Genomic DNA, 21,987 nt, shown 5'->3' with positions numbered 1-21,987 from the left:
CCCGCGCGGCCGGGCCGCCCCACGGGGGCCCGGCGCGTATTCCTCGCGCGGATTCTTGCGCTGGCTCAACAAGTCACGTCGCGCCGGCGCGACTGCGCGACAGCTGCAAACGCGAATTCCTATCATTTGACTTCATGGGCGCGAGGGGCGCCTGGAAGTCCGGTGATGCACTCGAAATTCATGCGACAGGCGGTCGCGGCGCTGGCGGTGGTGCTGGTGAGCGCATGCGGGGGCGGCGGCTCCACGGAGAGCGCCGGTGCCGGTGACGCCGGTGAATCCGCGCTGTCGGCGCCAGCGCGGCTGGGGGCGAAGATCTTCGTGGACCAGACGCTGTCGGCCTCGGGCCGACAGTCGTGCCAGAGCTGCCACGATCCGGCCCACGGCCACGGCGCGCCCGACCATGCGGCGGGCCAGCCCGGCGGCAAGCTGACCGTGGCCGGGCAGGGCGGGCGCAGCTCGCCGTCGATCCGCTACCTGAAGTTCAACACCAGCTTCCACTTCGACAGCGAAGGCACGCCCACCGGCGGCTTCTTCTGGGACGGGCGCGCCGCCTCGCTCAAGGACCAGGCCGGCGGCCCGTTCCTGAACCCGTCCGAGATGGCCAACGACTCGGTCGAGGACGTGGTGCGCAAGCTCGCCGCCGCGCCCTACGCGGCCGAGTTCCGCCAGGCCTTTGGCGAGGACATCTTCGACCGCCCGCACGACGCCTTCGACCGCGCCCGGCTCGCGCTGCAGGCGCTGCAGCAGGAAGACGTTGCCTTCGCACCCTTCAGCAGCAAGTTCGACGCGGTCCTGCGCGGCAAGGCCACGCTCACCGCCGCGGAGCAGCGCGGCCTGGAGCTGTTCAACTCGCCCGCCAAGGGCAACTGCGCCGCCTGCCACCCGTCGGCCAAGGGCGCCGACGGCTTGCACCCGCTCTTCACCGACTTCAGCTACGACGCGCTGGGCGTGCCGCGCAACCCGAAGCTCAAGACCGTGCGGGATGACCCGGCGTTCTTCGACCTGGGCCTGTGCGCCGTGCCGGGCTTCGAGCGGCGCACGGACCTGTGCGGCGCCTTCAAGGTGCCCACGCTGCGCAACGTGGCGCTGCGCGGCAGCTTCTTCCACAACGGCCGCTTCACCGACCTCAAGGAGGCGCTGGCCTTCTACGTCACGCGCGACACCGATCCTGCGCGCTGGTACACGCAGGCCGACGGCAGGGTGATCCCGTTCGACGACCTGCCGGCGGCCTACCGGGTCAACGTCAACCGCACGGAGGCACCCTACGATCGTCAGGCGGGCGCCGTACCGGCGCTCAGCGCCGCGGAAATCGAGGACCTCATCGCCTTCCTGAACACGCTCACCGACGGCTGGCAGCCCTGAGCGCCGCCGCCGCCGCTGGTGCTGGCGCAAGACCCGTTGCGCCCCGGCGCGCCGGCGGCAGGTGATAATGAGACATACTCTCATTTGCAAATCCATTCCGCCTGCCGATGCTGCTTTCCGAACTGCCCAACGGCGCCTGCGCCACCGTGCGGCGCGTGCTGCCCGAAGCTCCCCCGCTGGATGCCGCCGCGCTGCAGCGCCTGGGCGAGCTGGGTTTCCTGCCCGGCGAGCCGGTACAGCTGCTGCGCCGCGGCCCGGGCGGGCGCGAGCCGCTGGCCGTGACGGTGGGGCAGACCATGTTCGCGCTGCGGCTGGCCGAGGCGCGCAGCATCGAAGTCATCCCGGACTGAAGCCGGCGGAGCACCCCACACGATGACCGCCGCCGAGCTGCCGTCCCCCACCGCGCTGCCCAGCGTGGCCCTGGTGGGCAACCCCAACTGCGGCAAGACCGCGCTGTTCAACCTGCTCACCGGCGCGCGCCAGAAGGTCGCCAACTACGCCGGCGTCACCGTCGAGCGCAAGCTCGGCACCGCGCGGCTGCCCGGCGGCCACGGCGTGCAGGTCATCGACCTGCCCGGCGCCTACAGCCTGCGCCCGGCGACGCCAGACGAGGAGGTCACGCTGCAGGTGCTGCAGGGGCAGCGCGTGGGCGAGGCGGTGCCCGACTACATCGTGGCGGTGGTGGACGCCACCAACCTGCGCATGAACTTGCGCCTGGTGCTGGAGCTCAAGAGCCTGGGCCGGCCCATGATGCTCGCGCTCAACATGACCGACGTGGCGCGCGCGCGCGGCATCCACATCGACACGCAGCGCCTCTCGGCCGAGCTGGGCTGCCCGGTGGTGGAGACGATCGCCGTCAAGGGCGACGGCCACAAGGCGTTGACCGAGCAACTGGTGCGGCACCTGCAGTCCGACCCGCCCGACCCGCGGCTCAACGCGCCGCACGTGCTGTCGCTGCCCGACACGCATGCGCTGCAGCTCGAAGTGCGCCGCATCCTCGAAGTGGCGGCCCCCAGCGCGCTGCAGGTAAAACGCTTCAACTACCGGCTCGACGCCTGGGTGATGCACCCGGTGTGGGGCCTGGTGATCCTGGCGGCGCTGCTGTTCGTGGTGTTCCAGGCCGTGTTCTCGTGGGCCAGCGTGCCCATGGACGCGATCGAGGCCGGCTTCGCCGCCCTGGGCGAGTGGACCACCGCGCACATGGACGAGGGCCCGCTGCGCAGCCTGCTGGTGGACGGCGCCATCGCCGGCGCCGGCGGCGTGCTGGTGTTCCTGCCGCAGATCCTGATCCTGTTCTTCTTCATCCTCCTCCTGGAGGACTCGGGCTACCTGCCGCGCGCGGCCTTCCTGCTCGACAACCTGATGGGCCGCGTCGGCCTGTCGGGCCGCGCCTTCATCCCGCTGCTCTCCAGCTTCGCCTGCGCGGTGCCGGGCGTGATGGCCACGCGCACCATCACGCACTGGCGCGACCGGCTGGCCACGATCATGGTGGCGCCGCTGATGACCTGCTCGGCGCGGCTGCCGGTGTATGCGCTGCTCATCGGCGCCTTCATCCCGGAGCGCTCGGTGGGCCCCTTCAACCTGCAGGGCCTGACGCTTTTCGCGCTGTACGTGGCCGGCGTGGCCTCGGCCATGGCGGTGGCCTGGGTGTTCAAGCGCGTGTGGCACCGCAGCCGCTACCAGCCGCTGATGCTGGAGCTGCCGCCGTACCGCGTGCCGGGGCTGCGCAACCTCGGCATCGGGCTGTGGGAGCGCGCGCGCATCTTCCTGCGCCGCGTGGGCACGATCATCTTCGCGCTGACGGTGCTGCTGTGGTTCCTCTCCAGCTACCCGGCGCCGCCGGCCGACTGGAGCGGCACGGCCATCGAGTACAGCTTCGCCGGCCGCCTGGGCCACCTGCTCGAATACGTTTTCGCGCCGCTGGGCTTCAACTGGCAGATCAGCATCGCGCTGGTGCCGGGCCTGGCCGCGCGCGAGGTCGTGGTCAGCGCGCTGGGCACGGTGTACGCGCTCTCGGGCGAGGGCGTGGACCAGGCGCTAGCGCCGCTGATTGCGCAGCAGTGGCCGCTGGCCACCTGCTTCTCGCTGCTGGCGTGGTTCGTGTTCGCGCCGCAGTGCATCTCGACGCTGGCCGCCGTCAAGCGCGAGACCAATGCCTGGCGCTATCCCGTCGTGATGGCGCTGTACCTGTTCGCGCTGGCCTACGCGGCCGCCTTCGTCACCTACCGCGTGGCGCTGGCACTCGGTGGAGGTTGAAGCGATGGCGCAGACCCTGATCGTGTCGCTGCTGGTGGCCTGGGCCGGCGCCTATGCCGCCTGGGTGCTGATGCCCGCGCCGCTCAAGCGCGCGCTGCGGGGCTGGATCCAGCGCCACGTGCCGGCCCTGGCCCGGCGCATGGCGCCGGAAGCCGCGGGCGGCTGCGGCGGCTGCGGCGGCGGGTGCGGGCCGGGGCCGGGGAGAAAGGACGCGGCGGGCGGCGCCGCGGCCGCCGAGGTCAAGCCGATCCGGCTGGACCTGAAGCGGCGTTCCTGAGCCAAGGTCCGGCGGTTCGCACGCCACCATCAAGGCCGCAGGGAAAACGTCGTCATTCCGGCGAAAGCCGGAATCCACGAACGCTGCGATGCCACGCTGGCCGTCGCAGGCATGTGCCGACGCTGGCCGTTCCACTGCTTCGGTGTGCGTGGATCCCGGCTTTCGCCGGGATGACGGCGCAGTGGCTGTCGGCCTGTGTGCTTCGCGTTCGCGGCGCATTGATGGCGTCGAAGCCGCCATCCGTTCTTCCGCTCACTTCCCCGCCGCGCGCGCCTTCTCCAGCTCCGCCTGGAACTCCTTGACCAGCGGCTCGCCCACCTGCGCGGCGTACTTGGCCACCACCGGCTGCACCTTCTCGCGCATGCGCTGCAGCTCGGCTGCGGGCAGGTCGTTGATCTGCATGCCGTGCTTGACGAGCGCCTGGCGCGACTTCTCGCTCATGTCGCGCGCCACCTTGCGCTGGTAGTCGCGTGCCTCGATGGACGCGTCCTGCAGGATCTTCCTCTCGTCGGCCGAGAGCTGGTCCCAGAACTTTTTGCTCACCAGCAGCATCTGCGGGTTGTAGATGTGCCGCGTGTTGCTCATGTACTTCTGCACCTCGTAGAACTTCGAGGCCTCTGCGGTGCTGTACGGGTTCTCCTGCCCGTCCACGGCCTTCGATTCCAGCGCGGTGTAGAGCTCGGGGAAGGGCATGGGCACGGCGTTGGCGCCCAGCGCGTTGAGCATGTCGATGTAGAGCGGGTTGAGGATGGTGCGCACCTTCAGGCCCTGGATGTCCTCCAGCTTGTTGATCGGCCGCTTGCTGTTGGTGATGCTGCGGTAGCCCTGCTCCATGTAGGCCAGGCCGACCAGGCCCTTCTCGGGCAGGCGGTCCATCAGCTTCCTGCCCACCGGGCCGTCGAGCACGGCGTCGGCCTCGCGCTCGTTGGCGAAGCTGAAGGGGAAGTCCAGCAGCACGAACTCTTTGATCATGCCCACCAGCTGCGCCGGCGCCATCATCGACGCCTCCACCGTGCCGCCCTGCATGGCCGAGGCCACCTGCTGCTCTCCGCCCAGCGTGCCGCCCGGGAACACCTTGACTTTCATCTTGCCGCCGCTCTTGGCGCTGACCAGGTCGGCGAACTTCTGCGCGCCCAGGCCCTGCGGATGGTCCATCTGGTTGACGATGGGGAGCTTGATGTTGCGGTCCTTGATGTCCGCGGCCAGGGCGCCGGTGGCGGCGAAGGTGGCAAAGCAGGCGCCGATGACGCCGGCGACGAGGCTGCGCTTGAAGGGGTTCACGTTCATGGTGTTGTCTCCTGGGACTCTCCGGCGCGGGGGCCGGTACAAGCATTGAAGAAGGTCAAGGGCCGGACTCAGCCCACGCGCTCGATCTCGGCCAGCAGCGCCGCGCTCATCGCCTCCAGCGGCGCTTGCAGGCCGCCGCTGTAGAGCTCGACCTGGCCGCGGGCCTGGTGCAGCATCATCCGCGTGCCGTCCGAGGTACGGCAGCCCAGCGCCTCGGCATCGCGGATGAGCCGGCTGCGCACGGGAATGAAGGCCGCGTCCATCACGAACAGGTGCGGCGCGAGCTGCCCGGCCACCGGGTTCACGTCCGGCGCCCTGAAGCCCGCCGCGGTGGCGTTGACCACGCCGTCGAAGGCTTCGGCCTGGAAGTCCCGCAGCGTGCCGCCGAAGGCAAGACCGAAATCGCGCGCCAGCGCCTGCGCCTTTTCCGCGGTGCGGTTGAACACCGTGACCTGCGCGCCGGCCTGGCGCAGCCCGTAGGCGATGGCGCGCGCCGCGCCGCCCGCGCCCAGCAGCGCGACGCGCTGGCCGGGCAGGGACGTGATCTCCTCCAGCGCCCGCACCGCGCCGATGCAGTCGGTGTTGTAGCCGGTGAGCTTGCCGTCCACGTGGTTGATGGTGTTGACCGCGCCGATGGCGCGCGCGGTCTCGTCGAGCGCGTCGAGGTGCGGGATGACGGCCTGCTTGTGCGGCATCGACACGTTCAGGCCGCGGATGCCCAGGGCGCGCACCGCGGCGATGGCGCCGGGCACGTCCTCCACGCCGAAGCACACGAAGGTGTAGTCCAGGCCCAGCGCCGCATAGGCGGCGTTGTGCACCCTGACGTTGAAGGTGAAGGGTGAGCCCATGATGGAGCCGCACAGGGTGGGAATGGATCGGGGCATCGGGAATCTCCTCAAGCGGTGCGGAAGCGGCCGGGCAGGAAGGCATGGCGCGGCGCCTGGCCCGCCAGCGCCTGCAGCAGGTTGTCCACGGCCAGCTCGGCCATGGCGCGGCGCGTCTCGTGCGTGGCCGAGCCGATGTGCGGCAGCGGCGTCACGCGCGGGTGCGTGCGCAACGGCGAGTCCAGCGGCAGCGGCTCGGTGGCAAACACGTCCAGCGCCGCCGCGCGCAGGCTGCCGTGGTCCAGCGCGTGCAGCAGCGCGTCCTCCTGCACCAGGCCGCCGCGGGCGCCGTTGACGAAGAAGGCACCGGGCTTCATCAGGGCGAACTCGCGCGCGCCCATCAGGCCGCGCGTCGCGTCGGTCAGCGGCAGCGTCAGCGCCACGATGTCTGACCGCTGCAGCACCTCGTCCAGCGGCCGCTGCACGGCCAGGCCGGCCAGCGCCGGGACCTGGACCTCGAAGGGATCGTGGTAGAGCACCGGCATGCCGAAGCCCAGCGCCGCGCGCCGCGCCAGCGCCTGCCCGATGCGGCCGAAGCCCAGGATGCCCAGCGTCTTGCCGTGCACGTCCCAGCCGAACAGGTCCTCGCCGACGTTGCGCGTCCAGCGGCCCTCGCGCACGAGGCTGGACAGCTCCACCAGGCGGCGGCTGGCGCACAGGATCAGCGCGAACAGCGTGTCGGCCGTGGTCTCGGTCAGCACGCCGGGCGTGTGGCACAGCGTGATGCCGCGCCGCTCCAGGTCGGGCAGCGCGTAGTTGTCCACGCCCACCGAGATGCTGGAGATCACTTCCAGCGCCGGGGCGCGGTCGAGCAGGTCCGCGTCGAGCCTGAAGCTGGAGCCGATCAGCCCCTGCGCCGCCGGCAGCGCCGCCAGGAAGCGCGGCAGCTCCTCGGCGCGGCGCGGGTCGGCCACGGTGACGTCGTGCCGCGCCTCGATGCGCGCCAGCAGGTCCGGCGGCAGCGCGCGGAAAACGACGACCTGTTTTCTTTCCTGGCTCACAGTCCGGCCTCCTGCAGTTGCGCGCGCGTGGGCAGCCCCTCGGTGTCGCCCGTGACCTGCACGGCGCGCGCCCCGATCCAGGCGCCGCGGCGCGCGGCCTCGGCCACGGTGCGGCCTTCGAGCAGCGCGCTGATCACGCCCACGGCGAAGCCGTCGCCGGCGCCCACGGTGTCCACCACCTTCTCGACGGGAAAGGCGTCCACGCGGCCGGTGCCCTGCGCCGCGTCGTCGAAGTACGCGCCGTCCGGACCCAGCTTGACGATGACGGTGGCGACGCCGCGCTCGCGGTAGAAGCGGGCGATGCCCTGCGGGTCGCGCGTGCCGGTGAGGATGAAGCCCTCCTCGATGCCCGGCAGCACCAGCTCGCACTGCACGGCCAGCCCGTTGAGCGTGTCGCGCATGAGGTCCTGCGAGGCCCAAAGCGTGGGGCGCAGGTTCGGGTCGAAGGACAGGCGCCGGCCGGCCGCGCGCATCACGGCGATGGCACGGCGCGTGACCTCCAGCGTGCTCGCCGACAGCGCCGGGAACACGCCCGTGACGTGCAGCTGCCGCGCGCCCAGCAGCCAGGCCTCGTCCAGGTGGGCGAGCGCCATGCGGCTGGCGGCCGAGCCGGCGCGGTGGTACTCCACCGGCGGGTCGCTGCCGTCGAGCACCTTGCCTTTGAACTGGAAGCCGCTGCGCTCGCCGGCGGCCATCTCCACGCGAGAGCAGTCGATGCCCTCGCGCCGCATCTCGGCCAGCAGGTAGCGGCCCATCGAGTCCGCGCCCAGCCGGCTGCCCCAGCCGACGCGCAGGTTCAGTCGCGACAGCCCGATGGCGACGTTGGTTTCCGCGCCCGCCGTGCGCTTGTGGAAGTGCTGCACGTCTTCCAGCGGCCCGGCCTCGTCGGCCACGAGCATCAGCATGGCCTCGCCCAGGGTGACGACGTCGAGGGCGGGGCGGGTGTCAGGGGGGGTATTCATCGATCGGTCTCCACGCGGCGCAGCAGGGCGATTTCGGCGCGCGTCACGGCCGCCAGGTCGTCGCCCTGCAATGGGTACTCGATGGCGCGCGGCACGCCCGCGGGCAGCGCGCGCAGCACGGCGCGCCACGGGGCGGCCGACTCCCGCAGCGGCACGGCCACCCAGCGGTCCGGCCGGCGCTGCACGCCCTTGCAGTGCACGTAGCCGACTTCGGGCGCGAGCGCCTGCGCCGCCTGCAGCGGGTCCTCGCCCAGCCAGTGCCAGTTGCCCATGTCGAAGGTCAGGGGCAGGAGCAGGCCGGCGGCCCGCGCGTCGGCGAAAAAGCGGCGCAGCGCGGGCAGGGTGCCGGCGGCTTCCGTCTGGTCGTTCTCGATCAGCAATTGCACCGGGGTCCCGGACAGCCGGCGCGCCAGCCGCTCCAGGCCGCGCCCGCCGCTCACGTAGCCACCGATGGAGATCTTCAGCCGCGGCGCGCCCAGCAGCCGCGCCTGCTCCAGGGCGCGCTCCAGCGCCGATTCGTCCAGTGCGCCTTCAGCGTTCCACAGCCCGTCCGGGCTGGAATGGACGCGCGCCAGCCCGGCGGCATCGGCCAGCGCCGCGAGCGCCGGCAGCTCGCGCGCCGGGTCGGTGAGCAGTTCGGCACGTACCTCCACGCCGTCCGCCCCGGCCTCGGCCGCCAGCCGCGCGAACCCGCACTGGCCATGGCGGCGCACTTCGGACGCGCCGAAGGCGCCAAGGGAAATCAGGACGGGCGGAAGTGTCATGGCGATGGACCGAACCTCAGAAACCGGTTTCAGGCAAGTTTAAGAAACCGGTTTCAGAACGGTATGCGGGCTTTCCCGGAGATGGACGAACCGGGGTTCAGGCGCCGTCCTGCGACGACCCGCGCACGATCAGCCGGGCCGGGAAGCGGAAGCGCCGGGGCTCGACGGGCTGGCCTTCGAGGCGCTCGATCAGGCAGCGCGCCGCGCGCTCGCCGATCTCGCCGGTGGGCTGGGCCAGCGTGGTGATGCCCGGTCCCACCAGTCCTGCCCAGTCGGTCTCGTCGAAGCCGACCAGGCCCAGCTCGCGGCCGAGCGTGAGCCCCAGGCGCTTGGCGGCGGCGGCCACGCGCAGGCTCACCACGGCATTGACCGCCAGCACCGCCGGGCGGCGCTTCTTGCCGGCGCGATGCAGCAGGGCGCGCAGGGCCCCGTCCAGCGCCGCGTCGTCGCCGGGCGCGCATTCGACGCTTTCCCCGCGGCAGGGGCCGGCGTGCGCGTCCACGAAGGCGTGGAAGGCGGCATGCCGTTCCTTGCGCGAGCTGGCGTGGTGGATCGGCTCGGTGACGAACAGCAGCTCGTTCCAGCCCTGTTGCAGCAGGTGCGCCAGCGCCAGCGGCACGGCCTGCGCGTTGTCGAGGCCCACCAGGTCCAGCGGCGCGTCCAGCGCCCGGTCCACCAGCACGATCGGCTTGCCGCGCTGCAGCGCGTCGTCGAGCACTTGCCGCTCGCGGCCCAGGGCGTGGAGGATGAAGCCCTCGACCTGGTACGAGGCAAGCGCCGCGATCGCCTCGCGCTCACGTGCCTCGTCGTCGCCCAGGTTGAAGAGCATGAGCATGTAGCCCGCGGCGCGGCAGACCTTCTCCGCGCCCTGCAGCACCGCCACCGAGAAGGGATTGGCCACGTCCGCCACCACCAGCCCGATGAGCCGCGACCGCCCGCGCTTGAGCGCCTGCGCCATGGGGCTGGGCGCGTAGCCCAGGCGCTCGATGGCCTCCTGCACGCGCGCCGCCAGCTCGGGGCTCATCAGCTCGCCGCGGCGGTTCAGGACGCGCGACACCGTCGCTTTCGAGACGCCGGCTTCGCGGGCGACGTCGTCGATGGTGGGGCGGGGGCGGGACACGGCGGCGGCGGTGGACGGGGCAGACATGCTGTTACTGTAGTCCGCTCGCACGGAAACCGGTTTCAAGAAAAGCCCCGAAGGCCAGTTTGGAGGCCTCAATCCCCCACCGGCAACGCCTTCGGATTGCTTTCCGCCACCCGCTGCAGCGCGACGGATTCCAGGTGATGCATCAGCCCCGCGTGCAGCGGCTGCCCCGGGTCGGCCTCGCCGGCGCGGATGCGCTGCACCAGCACGCGGTTCAACCCGGCCAGCGTGGCTTCCAGCTCGTCGGCGGCCGGTGGCGCGCACGGGTCCTCGTCATCGCCATCCAGGCCGATGCCCAGCAGTGAGCGCAGCGAGCGCCATTCCGCCAGCGCCGGCGCATCCCCCGCGCGCAGCTGCCGCTCGGCGATGCCCAGGGCGTTGGCAATCATCAGCGCGTTGTGGCGCTGCTCGGCGGGCAGGGCAGGGAGCACGGCGTCGCGCAGCAGCGCGCGCGCCGCCTGCAGCAACTCGGCCCCGTCAGGGTGGTCACGCATGGTTCGATACCTCGTCGCCGCGGGTCATGTGGAGGAGTTCCAGTTCCAGCTCGGGCGTGATGTGGGCGGTCAGGGCCAGCAGCAATGAACTTTCTTCGCCCGACACGTGCCGCTGCGCCTGCTGGATCGAGATCAGCGCCCAGTTCACGTGCGCCATGACTTCCCAGTAGCGCACCCGGTCGCGCTCGATGCGCCGGCCCGATTCGGCTTCGTAGCCGCGGTAGAAATCCTCGCGCGCGCCGATGCCGCCGGCCTCCAGCTCGTTGCGGCCGAAGCGCCAGCACTTGGCGCAGAACCAGCCGATGTCCTCCAGCGGGTCGCTCCAGCCGGCGAACTCCCAGTCCAGGATGCCGGTCAGCCCCTGGCCGTCCACCATGTAGTTGCCGCTGCGGTAGTCGCGGTGGCAGAGCGTCAGTTCCCCCGCCGGCGGCGCGTGCCGCTCCAGCCAGCGCAGGCCCCACTCCAGCACCGGGTGCGGCGTGTCGTGGCCGTCGAGCCAGCGCCGCGCGCGAGCGACCAGCCACGCCGGCGGCGACAGCTCCGGCCGCTGCAGGAAGGCCAGGTCGGCCCGCGGCGGGCGGATCGAGTGGATGCGCGCCAGCTCGCGCCCGAGCTGTTCGGCCAGCCGCACGCGGTCGCCGCCCAGCGCCGGGTCCTTCACGATGCGGTGCGCCGCCGCCGTGCCCGCCACGCGCCGCATCACGAAGAAGGGCCGCCCGAACACAGCCCGGTCCTCGCACAGCCACAGCGGCTCGGGCACGGTCACGCCGGCCGCGTGAGCCGCTTTCAGCAGTGCGAACTCCTGCGCCCGGCCGTGGCTGGTCGCCACGCCGGCCGAGGGCGAGTCGCAGCGCAGCACGGCCGACAGATCGCCTTCGAGCGGGCCGCCGTCGAGTTGAACGTCCAGCCGCCAGTTCTCCTGGATCGCGCCCCCGGAGAGCAGCTGCGACTGCGTGACGGCGGCCGAGCGCGCACCCGCGGCCTGGGCGATGAAGCCTTCCAGCGAGGCGCGCTGGGCGTCGTCGAGCCCCGCGCTCACAGCGAGCTCACCAGGTGTGCGCCGTCCACCGCCAGCGTCGCGCCGGAGATGGCGCGGCCGGCGTCGCTGGCCAGCAGCAGCAGCGGGCCGTCGAGGTCTTCCATCTCGCCGAAGCGCCGGCTCGGAATGCGCGACCGCAGCTTGTTGCCCGCGTCCGACTGCAGGAACTCGCGGTTCAGGTCCGTCACCACGTAGCCGGGCAGCAGCGCATTGACGCGGATGCCGTGGCGCGCCAGCTCCAGCGCCATCGACTTGGTCGCCTGCACCAGCCCGGCCTTGGAGATGGCATAGGGCGCCACGCCGCCGGCCTGGCGCTCGGCCAGGATCGAGGCGATGTTCACCAGGCTGCCGCCGCGCCCGGCATCCACCAGCCGGCGCGCGGCCTCGGTGGCCACCAGCCAGGCGCCTTTCAGGTTGGTATCGACCACCAGGTCCCAGTCGGCCTCGGTCTGGTGCAGCAGCGGTTTCGTGACGGTGGTGCCGGCGTTGTTGACCAGGATCTCCGGCACGCCGGCCTGTGCCGCCAGGGCGTCGAAGCAACCGCGCACGCTGGCGGCGTCGGCCACGTCCAGCGGCAGCGCCCAGGCGTCGCGGCCCAGCGCCCGGATCTCGTCCACCAGCGCCTGCAGCGCCTCCACGCGCCGGGCGGCCACGGCCACGCGCGCCCCGGCGCGCGCCAGCGTCAGCGCGAAGTGCCGGCCCAACCCGCTGGAGGCGCCGGTGACCAGCGCCAGCCGGCCGTCGAGTCGGAACATGCCTTCAATGGCGCCGCTCATTGATGCCTCCTCGCGCTGCGCGCGGTCCCCCCGCGGGGGACGGAGTGCCGCCTTCGGAGCGGCCGTGCGGCGGCGCTCATGCGCGCCCCGCCACGATCTTCTTGCCCATGCTGAACCGGTGCACCTCGCTCGGGCCGTCGTAGATGCGGAAGGCGCGCAGGTCGCTGAAGATGCGCGCCACGATGCGCTCGCCCGTGACGCCCTGGCCGCCCAGGATCTGCACGCAGCGGTCCACCACGCGCCACTCGGCCTCCGAACAGACCACCTTGGCGCGGCTCGATTCGAAGTTGCAGCGCTGCCCCTGGTCCAGCAGCCAGGCGGTGTGCCAGATGTGCAGCCGGGCGGTATGTAAATCCATGTCGTTGTCGGCGAGCATGAAGCTCACGCCCTCGTGCTCGCCCAGCGGCTTGCCGAAGGCCTGGCGCTCGCGCGCGTAGGCCAGCGCCTCGTCGTGCGCGCGCCGCGCCTGGCCCAGCCAGCGCATGCAGTGCGTGAGGCGCGCCGGCGCCAGCCGCACCTGCGCGTACTTGAACCCCTTGCCCAGCTCGCCCAGCACGTCGCCGGCGGGCACGCGCAGGTTCTCGAAGGCCATGACGGCATGGCCGCCGGTGAAGCAGCTGTCCATGGCATCCATCAACCGCTCAATGCGGATGCCGGGGCGGTCCATGTCGGCCAGGAACATGCTGGCCGAGCCGTCCTCCATGCGCGCCATGACGATGGTGAAGGCCGCGCCCTCCGCCCCCGTGATGAACCACTTGCGGCCGTTGATCACGTACTCGTCGCCGTCGCGCACCGCGGTGGTGGCCAGCATCGACGGGTCGGCGCCGGCGCCGGGCGCGGGCTCCGTCATCGCGAAGCAGCTCCGGGTGTGGCCCTGCACCAGCGGGCGCAGCCAGCGATCCTTTTGCGCGGGCGTGGCGACCTGCTCCAGCAGGTGGATGTTCCCTTCGTCGGGCGCGTGGATGTTGAGTGCGGTCGGGCCCAGCGTGGAGTAGCCGGCCTCCTCGAAAACGATCGCCTTCTCCACGTGCGTCAGCCCCAGGCCGCCCAGCTCGCGCGGGGCATGCGGCGTGAGCAGCCCGGCGGCGCGGGCGCGGCCGACCAGCTCGCGGCGCAGCTCCTCGCTGGGGCCGTGCGGTGTCTGGCGCGCGTCGCGCTCCAGCGGCATCACTTCTTCGGCAATGAAGCGGCGGGTGCGCTGCTGCAGCTCCAGCAGCGCCGGGGAAAGGGAAAAGTCCATGGGATGCAGGCGAGTTCCGGGTTGGGGCCCAACCCCATGCAGCAAAGTGCACAGGGTGGCGCCGCCGCAGTATGTCCACCCCGGGCCGGCCGGCGCCTAGGGGATCGCCCGCAATGCGGCAGGCGTGCCCGGCCCGAGGCGATCCCGGGCCCGGACGGTGCAGCGAGGGTCAGGCGATGCGGCCCGAGACGGGAATGTCTTCGCGCCCGGGCTGGTTCTCCACGGCCGGCTCGTCGGTGGCGCCGAACAGCGGCGCCGACAGGGCGCGGCCCAGGCCTTCGAGCGCGCTGTCCTGGTGCTGCGAGGCGTCGGGCGCCTGGCGCCAGGGGGCATGCGCGCCGTGGCGCGAGCCCTGGCGCCGCATGGCGCGGTATTTCTCGTCCAGTTGGCGCGCGTACTCCTCGCGGTAGCGTTCGAAATGGGCGTCGGTGGAGCGTGAGTCAGCCATGGTTGAAACCTCCGGGTTGGCCGTTCTTCGAAACGGATCGTCAGCGTGCCGCAAGCGCCATGCCCGAAACAAATGGCCCAGGATTTGCCCCTTACCTGCATCGCGGGAATTGCACGAAGGGAGAACCATGGCATCCGGAAGCCTGCTCGCACTGGTGGACGACATCAGCACCGTGCTCGACGACGTGGCGGTGCTGTCGAAAGTGGCGGCCAAGAAGACGGCCGGCGTGCTGGGCGACGACCTGGCGCTCAACGCGCAGCAAGTCACGGGCGTGCGCGCCGAGCGCGAGCTGCCCGTGGTGTGGGCGGTGGCCAAGGGCTCGCTCGTCAACAAGGCGATCCTGGTGCCCGCGGCGCTCCTGATCAGCGCCTTCGCGCCCTGGCTGGTGACGCCGCTGCTGATGGTGGGCGGCCTGTTCCTGTGCTTCGAGGGCGTGGAAAAGCTTGCGCACCGCTTCCTGCACAGCAAGGCCGAGGACGAGGCCGCGCACGCGGAGCTGGTGCGCGCGCTCGACGACCCGCAGGTGGACGTGGTCGCCTTCGAGAAGGAAAAGATCAAGGGCGCGGTGCGCACCGACTTCATCCTCTCCGCCGAGATCATCGCCATCACGCTGGGCGCCGTGGCCGGGCAGCCGCTGACGACACAGGTGGCCGTGCTGGTGACGATCGCGCTGGCGATGACGGTGGGCGTCTACGGCGTGGTCGCGGGCATCGTCAAGCTCGACGACCTGGGCCTGGCGCTGCAGCGCCGCGCCTCGGCGGCGGTGCGCGCCATCGGCAGCGGCATCGTGCGCGCCACGCCCTGGCTGATGAAGGCGCTGTCCGTAGCCGGCACCGCGGCCATGTTCCTGGTCGGCGGCGGCATCCTGGTGCACGGCGTCGGCGCGCTGCACCACTGGATCGAGCACGCCACCGCCGAGAGCGGCGGCGCGATGGCGCTGCTGCTGACGAGCCTGTTCGACGCCGCCGTGGGGCTGGTCGCCGGCGCGGTGGTGCTGCTGGCCGTGATGCTGGTGCAGCGGCTGCGCGGACGCACCCGCTCGGCGGCGCACTGACCGCCCGGCCCGCGCGGCCGGCCGGCGCTCAGCCGGCGCTGCCCGCGGGCTGGATCGCCGCCATCAGCGACAAGCCCTGGCGGCGTTCGAAGTCGGCGAGCCGCGTGATCAGCGCCGCCGTCAGCCGGTGGCCGGCGGCCAGCATCATCACGCCCTGCGCCGACAGCAGGTCCTCGGCCAGCACCATGCCTTCCTTGAGCGCGCTGGTGGGCAGCACCAGCCGCGCCGGCGCCGGGGCGGCCACCCTGGGCGCGGTCAGCTCCAGGAAAACCTCCAGCACCTGCGGGTCGAACTGCAGCCCGCCGCGCCGCTGCATCAGCACGCGCGCCTCCTGGGGCGAGAGCTTCTGCTCGATGGTCTGGCCGTGCAGCAGGTCGTCCCAGGCATCGGCCACGGCCAGGATGCGCGCGCCCAGCGGGATGGCCGTGCCGGCGAGCTGCCCGGGGAAACCCGAGCCGTTGAAGTGCTCGTGGTGGTGGCGCACCAGCGGCAGCAGGGCGTGCATGTCGTCCAGCGCCAGCAGCGCCTGCTCGCTGCGCAGCGCATGGTTGCGGTAGTGCTCCATCTCGTCGGCGCTGTAGCGGCCCGTGGGCTTGTCGAGCTGCTGGTCGGACAGGCCCAGCAGCCCGATGTCGTGCACCAGCCCGGCAATGAAGACCTGCTTGACCAGGTCCTCGCCCAGCCCCATGGCGCGCGCGATGTGGCGCGCCGTGTCCGCCACGCGCCGGCCATGCCCGGCCAGCGCGCCGTTGCGCAGCTCCAGCAGGCCCATGAAGGCCTTGATCGACTGCAGGTAGCCCGCGTTCAGCCGCGCATTGGCCTTCTCCAGCTCGGCCGTGCGCGCGGCCACCCGCTGCTCCAGCTCGCGGTTGAAGACCTGCAGCTCGGCGTTCTGGTGCTGCGTCAGGGCTTCGAGCCGGTCGCGCTCGCGCTGCAGCGTCAGCATGGCCGTGGCCTGCTCCACGGCGCCCAGCAGCTCGGCCGCGTCCCAGGGCTTGTGCACGTAGCGGAAGATGCCGCCGCGGTTGATGGCCGCCACGGTCGAGCCCATGTCGGCATGGCCGGTGAGCAGCATGCGCATCACGTCGGGCCAGTGCCGGCGCACCTCCTCCAGCAGCTGCGCGCCGTCCATGCCGGGCATGCGCATGTCGCTGATGACGAGGTCCACCGCCGTGCGCCGCAGGATGTCCAGCGCCTCGGCGCCGCCCGGCGCGGTGAGCACGCGCAGGCGCGGATTGCGCAGCGCGCGCTGCAGCGAGGACAGGATGTTGGGCTCGTCGTCCACGCACAGCACCGTGAACGGCGCGGTGCCGGCGTCGGCAGCGACGGCCTCGGCCAGGACGGGCAGGGCCGGCGCGCTCACCGGGGCACCCTCGCGCTGCGCGCGGTCCCGCCGGGCAGGACGGAGCGCCCCCTTCGGAGCGGCCGTGCGGCGGCGCTCATGCCGCGCCCTCCGCCGCTGCCGCCGGGCCGGCCACGGGCAGCGTCACCCGGAAGCAGCTGCCCACGCCGGGCTCGCTGCGCACCGTGAGCCGGCCGTGGTGCTTCTTGACGATGCCGTAGGACAGCGACAGCCCCAGCCCCGTGCCCTTGCCCACGGGCTTGGTGGTGAAGAAGGGGTCGAACACGCGCGACTGCACCTCCTGCGGCATGCCGCAGCCGTCGTCCTCGACTTCCACCCACACCTCGCCGGCGTCGGCGTTGGCACCGGTGCGGATGTGCACCGTGCCGCGCTCGCCCGTGATGGCCTGCGCGGCATTGACCAGCAGGTTCATGAACACCTGGTTGAGCTCACTGGGCAGGCACCGCACTTCGGGCAGCGTGCCGTACTCCCGCACCACGTCGGCGCGGTACTTGACCTCGTTGGCCACGATGTTGAGCGTGGACTCCAGGCCGCGGTGCAGGTCGGTCCACTCCCACTGCGCGCGCGCATCGACGTGCGAGAAGTCCTTCAGGTCCTGCACGATCTTGCGCACCCGCGCGATGCCTTCGCGCGACTCGGCCATCAGCGCTGGCACGTCCTCCTTGAGGTAGTCGAGCTCGATGTCCGCGCGCAGGGCCGCCAGCGCCGCGCCGGCCGCCGTGCCGGCCAGCAGCGGCTGCGCGTCCTCGTAGGCCTGCAGCATGCGGAACAGGTCGCGCAGGTAGCCCTTCAGCGTGCTGAAGTTGGAGAACACGTAGCCCACCGGGTTGTTGATCTCGTGCGCCACGCCGGCGGCGAGCTGGCCGATGGAGGCCATGCGCTCGGCCTGCTGGAGCTGGTCGCGCGCCTGGCGCAGCTGGCGGTTGATCTCGATGAGCGCCAGGTTCTCCTGGATCAGGAACTGCACCTGGCGCGCCGAGACCTCCAGCATCTCCTCGGCCGGCATGGAGGGGTCGGGGTGATGGAAGACTTTCATCGGCGGCTTGTCGGCATCGGGATCAGGAAAGGGCGGCCGGGGATGCGGTCGGGGCCGTGCGGGCCCGCAGTCCGAGGGCGGCGCCGAGGGCCTGCACGCCGGTCTCGACCTCGCGCAGCAGCGGCAGCAGCTGGCTGCCCTGCATGGCCACCCAGGCGGCGGCCGGCGGGGCCAGCTCGGGCACCCGCTCGCGCGCGTCGCTCTCCAGGTCCAGCGCATGCGCCATCGCGTCGGCCATGTGCACGACGAGCGCCGGCGTCGGGCCGGCCAGGGCGTCGAAGGGGCCGTGGTGGCCGCCGATGGCCTGTGCCACCGTGGCCGGCAGCCGCCAGTGCGTGGTGATGAGCCGGCCCAGCGCGGCATGGTCCACGCCCAGCAGCTCGTGTTCGGCCACGCCGTCGGGCACGTCGCGCGCCGCGGCCCAGGCCAGCGCCTGCGCCAGCGGCTGCGGGTACAGCGTGGCCAGCGCCAGCCGCCCGATGTCGTGCAGCAGCCCGGCGGTGAAGGCCACGTCCTCGTCCTGGCGCAGCTCGCGCGCCAGCGCCCGCGCGGCCAGCGCCACGGCGATGGCATGGCGCCAGAAGGCCTCGAAGCCGAAGGCCGGCACCCGCGGCGGCGCGAACTGCGCCATGGCCAGCGCGGCCGTGGCCAGCGTGGAAACCATGCGCCGGCCCAGCAGCAGCACCGCGTCGTGCACGCGTGCCACGCGCCCGGGCACGCCGTAGAAGGGCGAGTTCGCCAGCCGCAGCACGCCGGCGGCCAGCGCCGGGTCGCGCGCCAGCGTCTCGGCGCACTGCGACAGGTCCAGGCCGTCGTCGCGCAGCGCCTCCAGCGCGTCCAGCGCCGCGCGGGGCAGCGCGGGCAGGGCCTGCACGCGGCGCTGCAGCACCTCGGCGTCGATGCGCGCTGCCGGGCTCACGTCGCTTCGCCCGCGCGATAGCGCTGCAGCAGCGGCTGCAGCGGGTGGACGCGCCCGGCGCGCGTGGACGAGCGGAACAGGTGCGCCAGCCGCGCCGCGGCGGCATCGCCCGGGGCCGGCACCGGGGCGGCGGGTGGCTGGGGATCGGGCTGCGCGGCGGCGGCGGCGGGAGTCGTCACGCGCGGGGAATCGGGAGCAGGGATGGGCGACATGGGTCAGGAATGGGGTGGCGGCGGTGGCGGCGCGGCGTCGCCCGCGGCCGGCAACAGCAGCAGCAGCTGTCCCTGGGCGCGGTGCCGGGTGTCCAGGCCGCGGCACAGCAGCCGCCACTGGCGCCCGCCCAGCGCCACGGCGGGCAGCGTGTCGGCGTGCGCGTCGGTGCCGGTGCCGGGGCCGTGCAGCGGGCGGCCGAGCACGGCGTCGATCGGGCGGCCCAGGAGCCCGGCGGGGGCCAGCAGCGCCTCGGCGTCGTGGTTGGCGAAGGCGACGGCGCCTTCGGCATCGATGCCCAGCACGGGCGTGGGCAGGGCGGCGACGAGCTCGCGCAGGTGGCCGGCGTTGGCCGCCAGCAGCTCGGCACGCTCGCGCTGCTGCGCCAGCAGCGCCTGCAGCCGCTCGTTGATCTGCGCCAGGTCGCTGTTGGCCGTGGCCACCTGGCCGGCCAAGCGGCGGTTCTCGTCGGCCATCTCCTTGTGGCGGAAGGCCTCGGCCACGTGGGCGCGCAGCTGCGCGTCGTCCCAGGGCTTGGTCAGGAAGCGGTAGATGGCGCCCTCGTTGACCGCGTCGATGATCGACTGCAGCTCGGTGTAGCCCGACAGCACCATGCGCACCGTGTCGGGGTGGATGTCCTTGGCGCGGCGCAGCAGCTCCACGCCGGTCATGCCGGGCATGCGCTGGTCCGACACGATCACGTCCACCTCGTGCTCGGCCAGCCGCTGCAGCGCCTCGGCCGCGTTGCCGGCGGTGACGATGCTGTAGCCGTCGCGGCGCAGCAGCCGCTTGAGCGCGGACAGGATGTTGGCCTCGTCATCGACCAGCAGCAGCGTGCGCTGGCGCCGCACGTGCGTCAGGAAGCGCTCGGGCAGGCGCCGTCCCTCGCGCACCAGGGCCTCGAAGGCCTGCGGCGCCACGGGCGCGCTGAACCAGTGGCCCTGGATCGCGTCGCAGCGGTTGGCCGCCAGCAGGCTGAGCTGGCCCTCGGTTTCCACGCCCTCGGCCAGCACCTGCATGCGCAGCCCGTGCGCCATGCTCAGGATCGCGCGCGTGAGCGACACGTCCTCCACGCGGCTGGTGATGTCGTGCACGAAGGAGCGGTCGATCTTGAGCACGTCGATGGGCAGGTGGCGCAGGTGGCTCAGGCTGGAGTAGCCGGTGCCGAAGCCGTCCAGCGAGATCTCCACCCCCAGGGCGCGGATCTGGCCGAGCACGGCGCAGGCGTGCTGCACGTCGGCCATCACGGCGGTCTCGTTGAGCTCGACGCCCAGCCAGGCCGGCGACACCTCGGCGGCGCGCAGCGCCGCGCCGATGTGCTGCGCCAGGTCCGGGCGCTGCAGCTGCACCGCCGGGAGGTTGATGGCCAGGCGCAGCGGCGGCAGCCCGGCGCGCTGCCACGCCGCGGCCTGGCCGCAGGCCCGCTGCAGCACCCAGTCCTGGAGGCTGCCGATGAGGCCGCAACGCTCGGCGATCGGGATGAACTCCGCCGGCGACACCGTGCCCAGCACCGGCGAATGCCAGCGCAGCAGCGCCTCCGCGCCGCGGATGCGGCCGTTGGCCAGGTCCACCTTGGGCTGGTAGGCCAGCGCCAGCTCGCTGCGCTCCGCGGCGGTGGCCAGCAGCGACTCGATCTCCATCTCGCGCAGCGCCCGCGCGTTGGCCTCGGTCCGGAAGAAGGCCACGCGCTCGCCCGGGGCCAGGTCCAGCCGTGCCGTCTGCGCGCCTTCGAGCAGCGCCTCGGCGCTCTGGCCGTCGGCCGGGAAACCGGCGATGCCGATGAGCCCGCGCGCGTACACGTCCGTGGCGCCCAGGCGTATCGGCAGGTCGAAGCAGCGCAGCAGGGCCTGCGCGCGCTCGCGGGGCACGCTGGCGTCGCCGGGGGTGTCGCTCTCCAGGAACAGCGCGTACAGGCCGCCGTCGAGCCGAGCCACGACCTCGCCGCCGGCGCAGGCCCGGCGCAGCCGCGCGCCGATGTCGCGCGCCAGCGTGTCGCCCGCGGCGAAGCCCATCTTGGCGCGCACCTCGGCAATGCGCGGCACCGCGATGGTCATCAGCCACACGCCGTGGTCGACCCAGCGCGCGGCATGCAGCGCGGCATCGAGCTGGTCGAGCAGCGAGGCGCGGTTGGGCAGCCCGGTGACCTCGTCCTGGCTGGCGAGCTGCTGGATGCGCTGCTCGGCCTCGTGGCGCTCGGTGACGTCCTGCAGCAGCGCCACGCCGCGGCTGACGCCGTTCACGGCCGCGTCGAGCAGGCCGCGGTGCAGCACCACGCGGCGCTGCCCCGAGGCGGTGACGATGCGGTGGTGGAAGTCGAAGGACTCGCCCGGCACAGCCTGGCGCCAGAAACCGGCGATGAGCGCGCGCTCCTCGGCCGGAATCCAGTGCAGGTCGTCCAGGTGGTCCCCGGGCGCGTCCGGCTCGGCGGCGGCGCCGATGAGCTGGCGCAGCCCGGGCGAATGCACCAGCTCGCCGGCGGGCAGGAAGATCTCGAAGGAGCCCGAGCGGCACAGCGCCTCGGTGCGCTCCAGCATGTCGGCATGCCAGCCGGCGCCGCGCCGCGCCTGGGGTCCGGCCGGCCGTGGGCGCGGCGCAGGCTGGGCTGAAGACGGCGGTGTGTCGGTCACGATGGGCAAGGCGGTGCAGGCGGGAGGGGGCCGCGGCGGCGCATGCCGGGCGCGGCGGAAGCTCGCCCATCGGACCCGGAGCCCTGGGAGTTGAGGGGACCGGTGCGAAAAACCGCACGCCCGCCGCCGAAAGCCGTGAAAAGAATCACGCTTCAGGGGTGCATGAGTGCGCAGTGGGTCACGCCGCGATGGCTTTCGTTGAGGCACGTCAATGCCGCGCGGCGTGACCGCGGTCAGGCGGCGGCGAGGGCGGCATGGCCGGGTGGGCCCCAAATGGAGCAACCCGCCAGCGGCCTTGATCCGGTGGCGGGTTGCCTGTCGTCCTCAAGCAGAAATCGGAGGCGGTACTGGGTAAGCCCTCATGGCGTTCCGTTCTGGCCTTCCGCTGTGCCATCGGTTGACGGCTTCACTCTACGCCCGTGCCTGGGGGATTCAAGTCGATTGACGTTGCTGGTAGGGGCTTGGCCGGCGCCGCCGTCATGAAACTGCCTCATTTGTAAGCAGCACCAAGCCGGGCCTTGTGAATCAATCACTTGCATCGCGTGTGTGCAGGTGGCTCACAGAGTTGTCCACAGCGACTGGGGAGAAGCAGGACGCCGGCAAAGGTTTTACAGGGGCGGTTGCGTGTCAACGCACCTTCCTCGCCGGCACGGTCGTCGCCTGGATTGCGGGCCTCGCCGACGGCAGCCGGGGCGGTGCCCGGCGCAGCGAGCGGACAAAGAAAAAGGGCCTTGCGAGTGCAAGGCCCTTTTCAGATTCGTGGTGGAGACGAGGAGGATCGAACTCCCGACCTTCGCATTGCGAACGCGACGCTCTCCCAGCTGAGCTACGTCCCCACAGAAGC

At 72.3% G+C, this 21,987-nt stretch carries 21 protein-coding genes and 1 tRNA gene; 5 read left to right on the top strand and 17 right to left on the bottom strand.

Annotated elements, in window-relative coordinates:
* Positions 1-165 precede the first annotated feature (165 nt).
* From FJ694_RS05065 to FJ694_RS05050, 4 genes are all read left to right on the top strand, one after another.
* Positions 166-1,362, top strand: coding sequence for a cytochrome-c peroxidase (locus tag FJ694_RS05065; protein WP_157264860.1), 1,197 nt, complete (start codon positions 166-168; stop codon positions 1,360-1,362).
* Between the two features lie 107 nt (positions 1,363-1,469).
* A complete protein-coding gene (locus FJ694_RS05060; RefSeq protein WP_157264858.1) occupies positions 1,470-1,712 on the top strand; it encodes a FeoA family protein in 243 nt (80 codons plus the stop codon).
* A gap of 22 nt (positions 1,713-1,734) precedes the next feature.
* Positions 1,735-3,618, top strand: coding sequence for a ferrous iron transporter B (gene feoB, locus FJ694_RS05055; RefSeq protein WP_157264856.1), 1,884 nt, complete (start codon positions 1,735-1,737; stop codon positions 3,616-3,618).
* 4 nt (positions 3,619-3,622) lie between these two features.
* Positions 3,623-3,895, top strand: a complete 273-nt coding sequence (locus FJ694_RS05050; protein ID WP_157264854.1) for a hypothetical protein — start codon at positions 3,623-3,625, stop codon at positions 3,893-3,895.
* A gap of 252 nt (positions 3,896-4,147) precedes the next feature.
* On the opposite strand, the gene FJ694_RS05045 is transcribed toward FJ694_RS05050, so the two are convergent.
* The 11 genes from FJ694_RS05045 to FJ694_RS04995 all read right to left on the bottom strand — a co-directional run bounded on the left by FJ694_RS05045 (position 4,148) and on the right by FJ694_RS04995 (position 13,934).
* Entirely contained in the window at positions 4,148-5,182 is a 1,035-nt protein-coding gene (locus tag FJ694_RS05045) for a TRAP transporter substrate-binding protein (RefSeq protein WP_157264852.1), read from the bottom strand.
* Positions 5,183-5,250: 68 nt separating this feature from the next.
* Entirely contained in the window at positions 5,251-6,066 is an 816-nt protein-coding gene (locus tag FJ694_RS05040) for a shikimate dehydrogenase family protein (protein ID WP_157264849.1), read from the bottom strand.
* An 11-nt stretch (positions 6,067-6,077) separates the two neighbouring features.
* On the bottom strand, positions 6,078-7,067 hold the full coding sequence (locus tag FJ694_RS05035) for a 2-hydroxyacid dehydrogenase (RefSeq protein WP_157264847.1): 990 nt from the start codon (positions 7,065-7,067) through the stop codon (positions 6,078-6,080).
* A complete protein-coding gene (locus tag FJ694_RS05030) occupies positions 7,064-8,029 on the bottom strand; it encodes a sugar kinase (protein WP_157264845.1) in 966 nt (321 codons plus the stop codon). Before FJ694_RS05030 ends, FJ694_RS05035 begins: the two co-directional genes overlap by 4 nt.
* Positions 8,026-8,793: a sugar phosphate isomerase/epimerase family protein gene (locus tag FJ694_RS05025; protein ID WP_157264843.1), complete on the bottom strand. Its 768-nt coding sequence runs from the start codon at positions 8,791-8,793 to the stop codon at positions 8,026-8,028. The genes FJ694_RS05030 and FJ694_RS05025 overlap by 4 nt, the downstream gene beginning before the upstream one ends.
* A 97-nt stretch (positions 8,794-8,890) precedes the next feature.
* Positions 8,891-9,940: a LacI family DNA-binding transcriptional regulator gene (locus FJ694_RS05020; RefSeq protein ID WP_157264841.1), complete on the bottom strand. Its 1,050-nt coding sequence runs from the start codon at positions 9,938-9,940 to the stop codon at positions 8,891-8,893.
* Positions 9,941-10,008: 68 nt separating this feature from the next.
* The gene (locus FJ694_RS05015; RefSeq protein ID WP_157264839.1) at positions 10,009-10,431 is read right to left on the bottom strand and encodes a DUF6285 domain-containing protein; all 423 of its coding nucleotides are present in this window, start codon (positions 10,429-10,431) and stop codon (positions 10,009-10,011) included.
* On the bottom strand, positions 10,424-11,470 hold the full coding sequence (locus FJ694_RS05010) for a phosphotransferase family protein (RefSeq protein ID WP_157264837.1): 1,047 nt from the start codon (positions 11,468-11,470) through the stop codon (positions 10,424-10,426). The genes FJ694_RS05015 and FJ694_RS05010 overlap by 8 nt, the downstream gene beginning before the upstream one ends.
* The gene (locus tag FJ694_RS05005) at positions 11,467-12,246 is read right to left on the bottom strand and encodes an SDR family NAD(P)-dependent oxidoreductase (protein ID WP_157264835.1); all 780 of its coding nucleotides are present in this window, start codon (positions 12,244-12,246) and stop codon (positions 11,467-11,469) included. Before FJ694_RS05005 ends, FJ694_RS05010 begins: the two co-directional genes overlap by 4 nt.
* A gap of 76 nt (positions 12,247-12,322) precedes the next feature.
* On the bottom strand, positions 12,323-13,486 hold the full coding sequence (locus FJ694_RS05000) for an acyl-CoA dehydrogenase family protein (RefSeq protein ID WP_157264833.1): 1,164 nt from the start codon (positions 13,484-13,486) through the stop codon (positions 12,323-12,325).
* A 169-nt stretch (positions 13,487-13,655) separates the two neighbouring features.
* On the bottom strand, positions 13,656-13,934 hold the full coding sequence (locus FJ694_RS04995) for a hypothetical protein (RefSeq protein WP_157264831.1): 279 nt from the start codon (positions 13,932-13,934) through the stop codon (positions 13,656-13,658).
* Positions 13,935-14,061: 127 nt separating this feature from the next.
* Between FJ694_RS04995 and FJ694_RS04990 the strand changes: the two genes are divergently transcribed.
* Complete coding sequence (locus tag FJ694_RS04990; protein ID WP_157264829.1) at positions 14,062-14,988, top strand: DUF808 domain-containing protein; 927 nt, start codon at positions 14,062-14,064, stop codon at positions 14,986-14,988.
* A 28-nt stretch (positions 14,989-15,016) separates the two neighbouring features.
* Here FJ694_RS04990 and nosR read toward each other — a convergent pair whose 3' ends face one another.
* The 6 genes from nosR to FJ694_RS04960 all read right to left on the bottom strand — a co-directional run bounded on the left by nosR (position 15,017) and on the right by FJ694_RS04960 (position 21,979).
* Complete coding sequence (gene nosR / locus FJ694_RS04985; RefSeq protein WP_232539902.1) at positions 15,017-16,351, bottom strand: response regulator c-di-GMP phosphodiesterase, NosR family; 1,335 nt, start codon at positions 16,349-16,351, stop codon at positions 15,017-15,019.
* Between the two features lie 76 nt (positions 16,352-16,427).
* Positions 16,428-17,387 carry an ATP-binding protein gene (locus FJ694_RS04980; protein ID WP_232539901.1) on the bottom strand — a complete coding sequence of 320 codons (960 nt, stop codon included), beginning with the start codon at positions 17,385-17,387 and terminating at the stop codon, positions 16,428-16,430.
* Between the two features lie 22 nt (positions 17,388-17,409).
* The gene (locus FJ694_RS37020; protein ID WP_157264825.1) at positions 17,410-18,306 is read right to left on the bottom strand and encodes an HDOD domain-containing protein; all 897 of its coding nucleotides are present in this window, start codon (positions 18,304-18,306) and stop codon (positions 17,410-17,412) included.
* Complete coding sequence (locus FJ694_RS04970) at positions 18,303-18,485, bottom strand: hypothetical protein (protein WP_157264823.1); 183 nt, start codon at positions 18,483-18,485, stop codon at positions 18,303-18,305. The genes FJ694_RS37020 and FJ694_RS04970 overlap by 4 nt, the downstream gene beginning before the upstream one ends.
* A gap of 36 nt (positions 18,486-18,521) precedes the next feature.
* On the bottom strand, positions 18,522-21,050 hold the full coding sequence (locus tag FJ694_RS04965) for an EAL domain-containing protein (protein ID WP_157264821.1): 2,529 nt from the start codon (positions 21,048-21,050) through the stop codon (positions 18,522-18,524).
* Between the two features lie 853 nt (positions 21,051-21,903).
* Positions 21,904-21,979, bottom strand: a tRNA-Ala gene (locus tag FJ694_RS04960).
* Positions 21,980-21,987 lie beyond the last annotated feature (8 nt).

Origin of the sequence: Azohydromonas aeria (genome assembly GCF_009760915.1) — a bacterium.
GTDB classification, from domain to species: domain Bacteria; phylum Pseudomonadota; class Gammaproteobacteria; order Burkholderiales; family Burkholderiaceae_C; genus Azohydromonas; species Azohydromonas aeria.
The sequence above is the reverse complement of the archived record's forward strand: the minus strand, read 5'-3'. Positions and strand labels throughout refer to the sequence as shown.

Excerpts from the sequence above, each read along its gene's own strand:
- FJ694_RS05030 (WP_157264845.1), bottom strand. The coding sequence starts at position 8,029 with ATGAATACCCCCCCTGACACCCGCCCCGCCCTCGACGTCGTCACCCTG.
- FJ694_RS05040 (WP_157264849.1), bottom strand. The coding sequence starts at position 6,066 with ATGCCCCGATCCATTCCCACCCTGTGCGGCTCCATCATGGGCTCACCC.
- FJ694_RS05060 (WP_157264858.1), top strand. The coding sequence starts at position 1,470 with ATGCTGCTTTCCGAACTGCCCAACGGCGCCTGCGCCACCGTGCGGCGC.
- FJ694_RS05015 (WP_157264839.1), bottom strand. The coding sequence starts at position 10,431 with ATGCGTGACCACCCTGACGGGGCCGAGTTGCTGCAGGCGGCGCGCGCG.
- FJ694_RS04995 (WP_157264831.1), bottom strand. The coding sequence starts at position 13,934 with ATGGCTGACTCACGCTCCACCGACGCCCATTTCGAACGCTACCGCGAG.
- FJ694_RS05020 (WP_157264841.1), bottom strand. The coding sequence starts at position 9,940 with ATGTCTGCCCCGTCCACCGCCGCCGCCGTGTCCCGCCCCCGCCCCACC.
- FJ694_RS05045 (WP_157264852.1), bottom strand. The coding sequence starts at position 5,182 with ATGAACGTGAACCCCTTCAAGCGCAGCCTCGTCGCCGGCGTCATCGGC.
- FJ694_RS04990 (WP_157264829.1), top strand. The coding sequence starts at position 14,062 with ATGGCATCCGGAAGCCTGCTCGCACTGGTGGACGACATCAGCACCGTG.
- FJ694_RS05050 (WP_157264854.1), top strand. The coding sequence starts at position 3,623 with ATGGCGCAGACCCTGATCGTGTCGCTGCTGGTGGCCTGGGCCGGCGCC.
- FJ694_RS05065 (WP_157264860.1), top strand. The coding sequence starts at position 166 with ATGCACTCGAAATTCATGCGACAGGCGGTCGCGGCGCTGGCGGTGGTG.
- FJ694_RS05000 (WP_157264833.1), bottom strand. The coding sequence starts at position 13,486 with ATGGACTTTTCCCTTTCCCCGGCGCTGCTGGAGCTGCAGCAGCGCACC.
- FJ694_RS04980 (WP_232539901.1), bottom strand. The coding sequence starts at position 17,387 with ATGAAAGTCTTCCATCACCCCGACCCCTCCATGCCGGCCGAGGAGATG.
- FJ694_RS05025 (WP_157264843.1), bottom strand. The coding sequence starts at position 8,793 with ATGACACTTCCGCCCGTCCTGATTTCCCTTGGCGCCTTCGGCGCGTCC.
- FJ694_RS05005 (WP_157264835.1), bottom strand. The coding sequence starts at position 12,246 with ATGAGCGGCGCCATTGAAGGCATGTTCCGACTCGACGGCCGGCTGGCG.
- feoB (WP_157264856.1), top strand. The coding sequence starts at position 1,735 with ATGACCGCCGCCGAGCTGCCGTCCCCCACCGCGCTGCCCAGCGTGGCC.
- FJ694_RS04965 (WP_157264821.1), bottom strand. The coding sequence starts at position 21,050 with ATGCTGGAGCGCACCGAGGCGCTGTGCCGCTCGGGCTCCTTCGAGATC.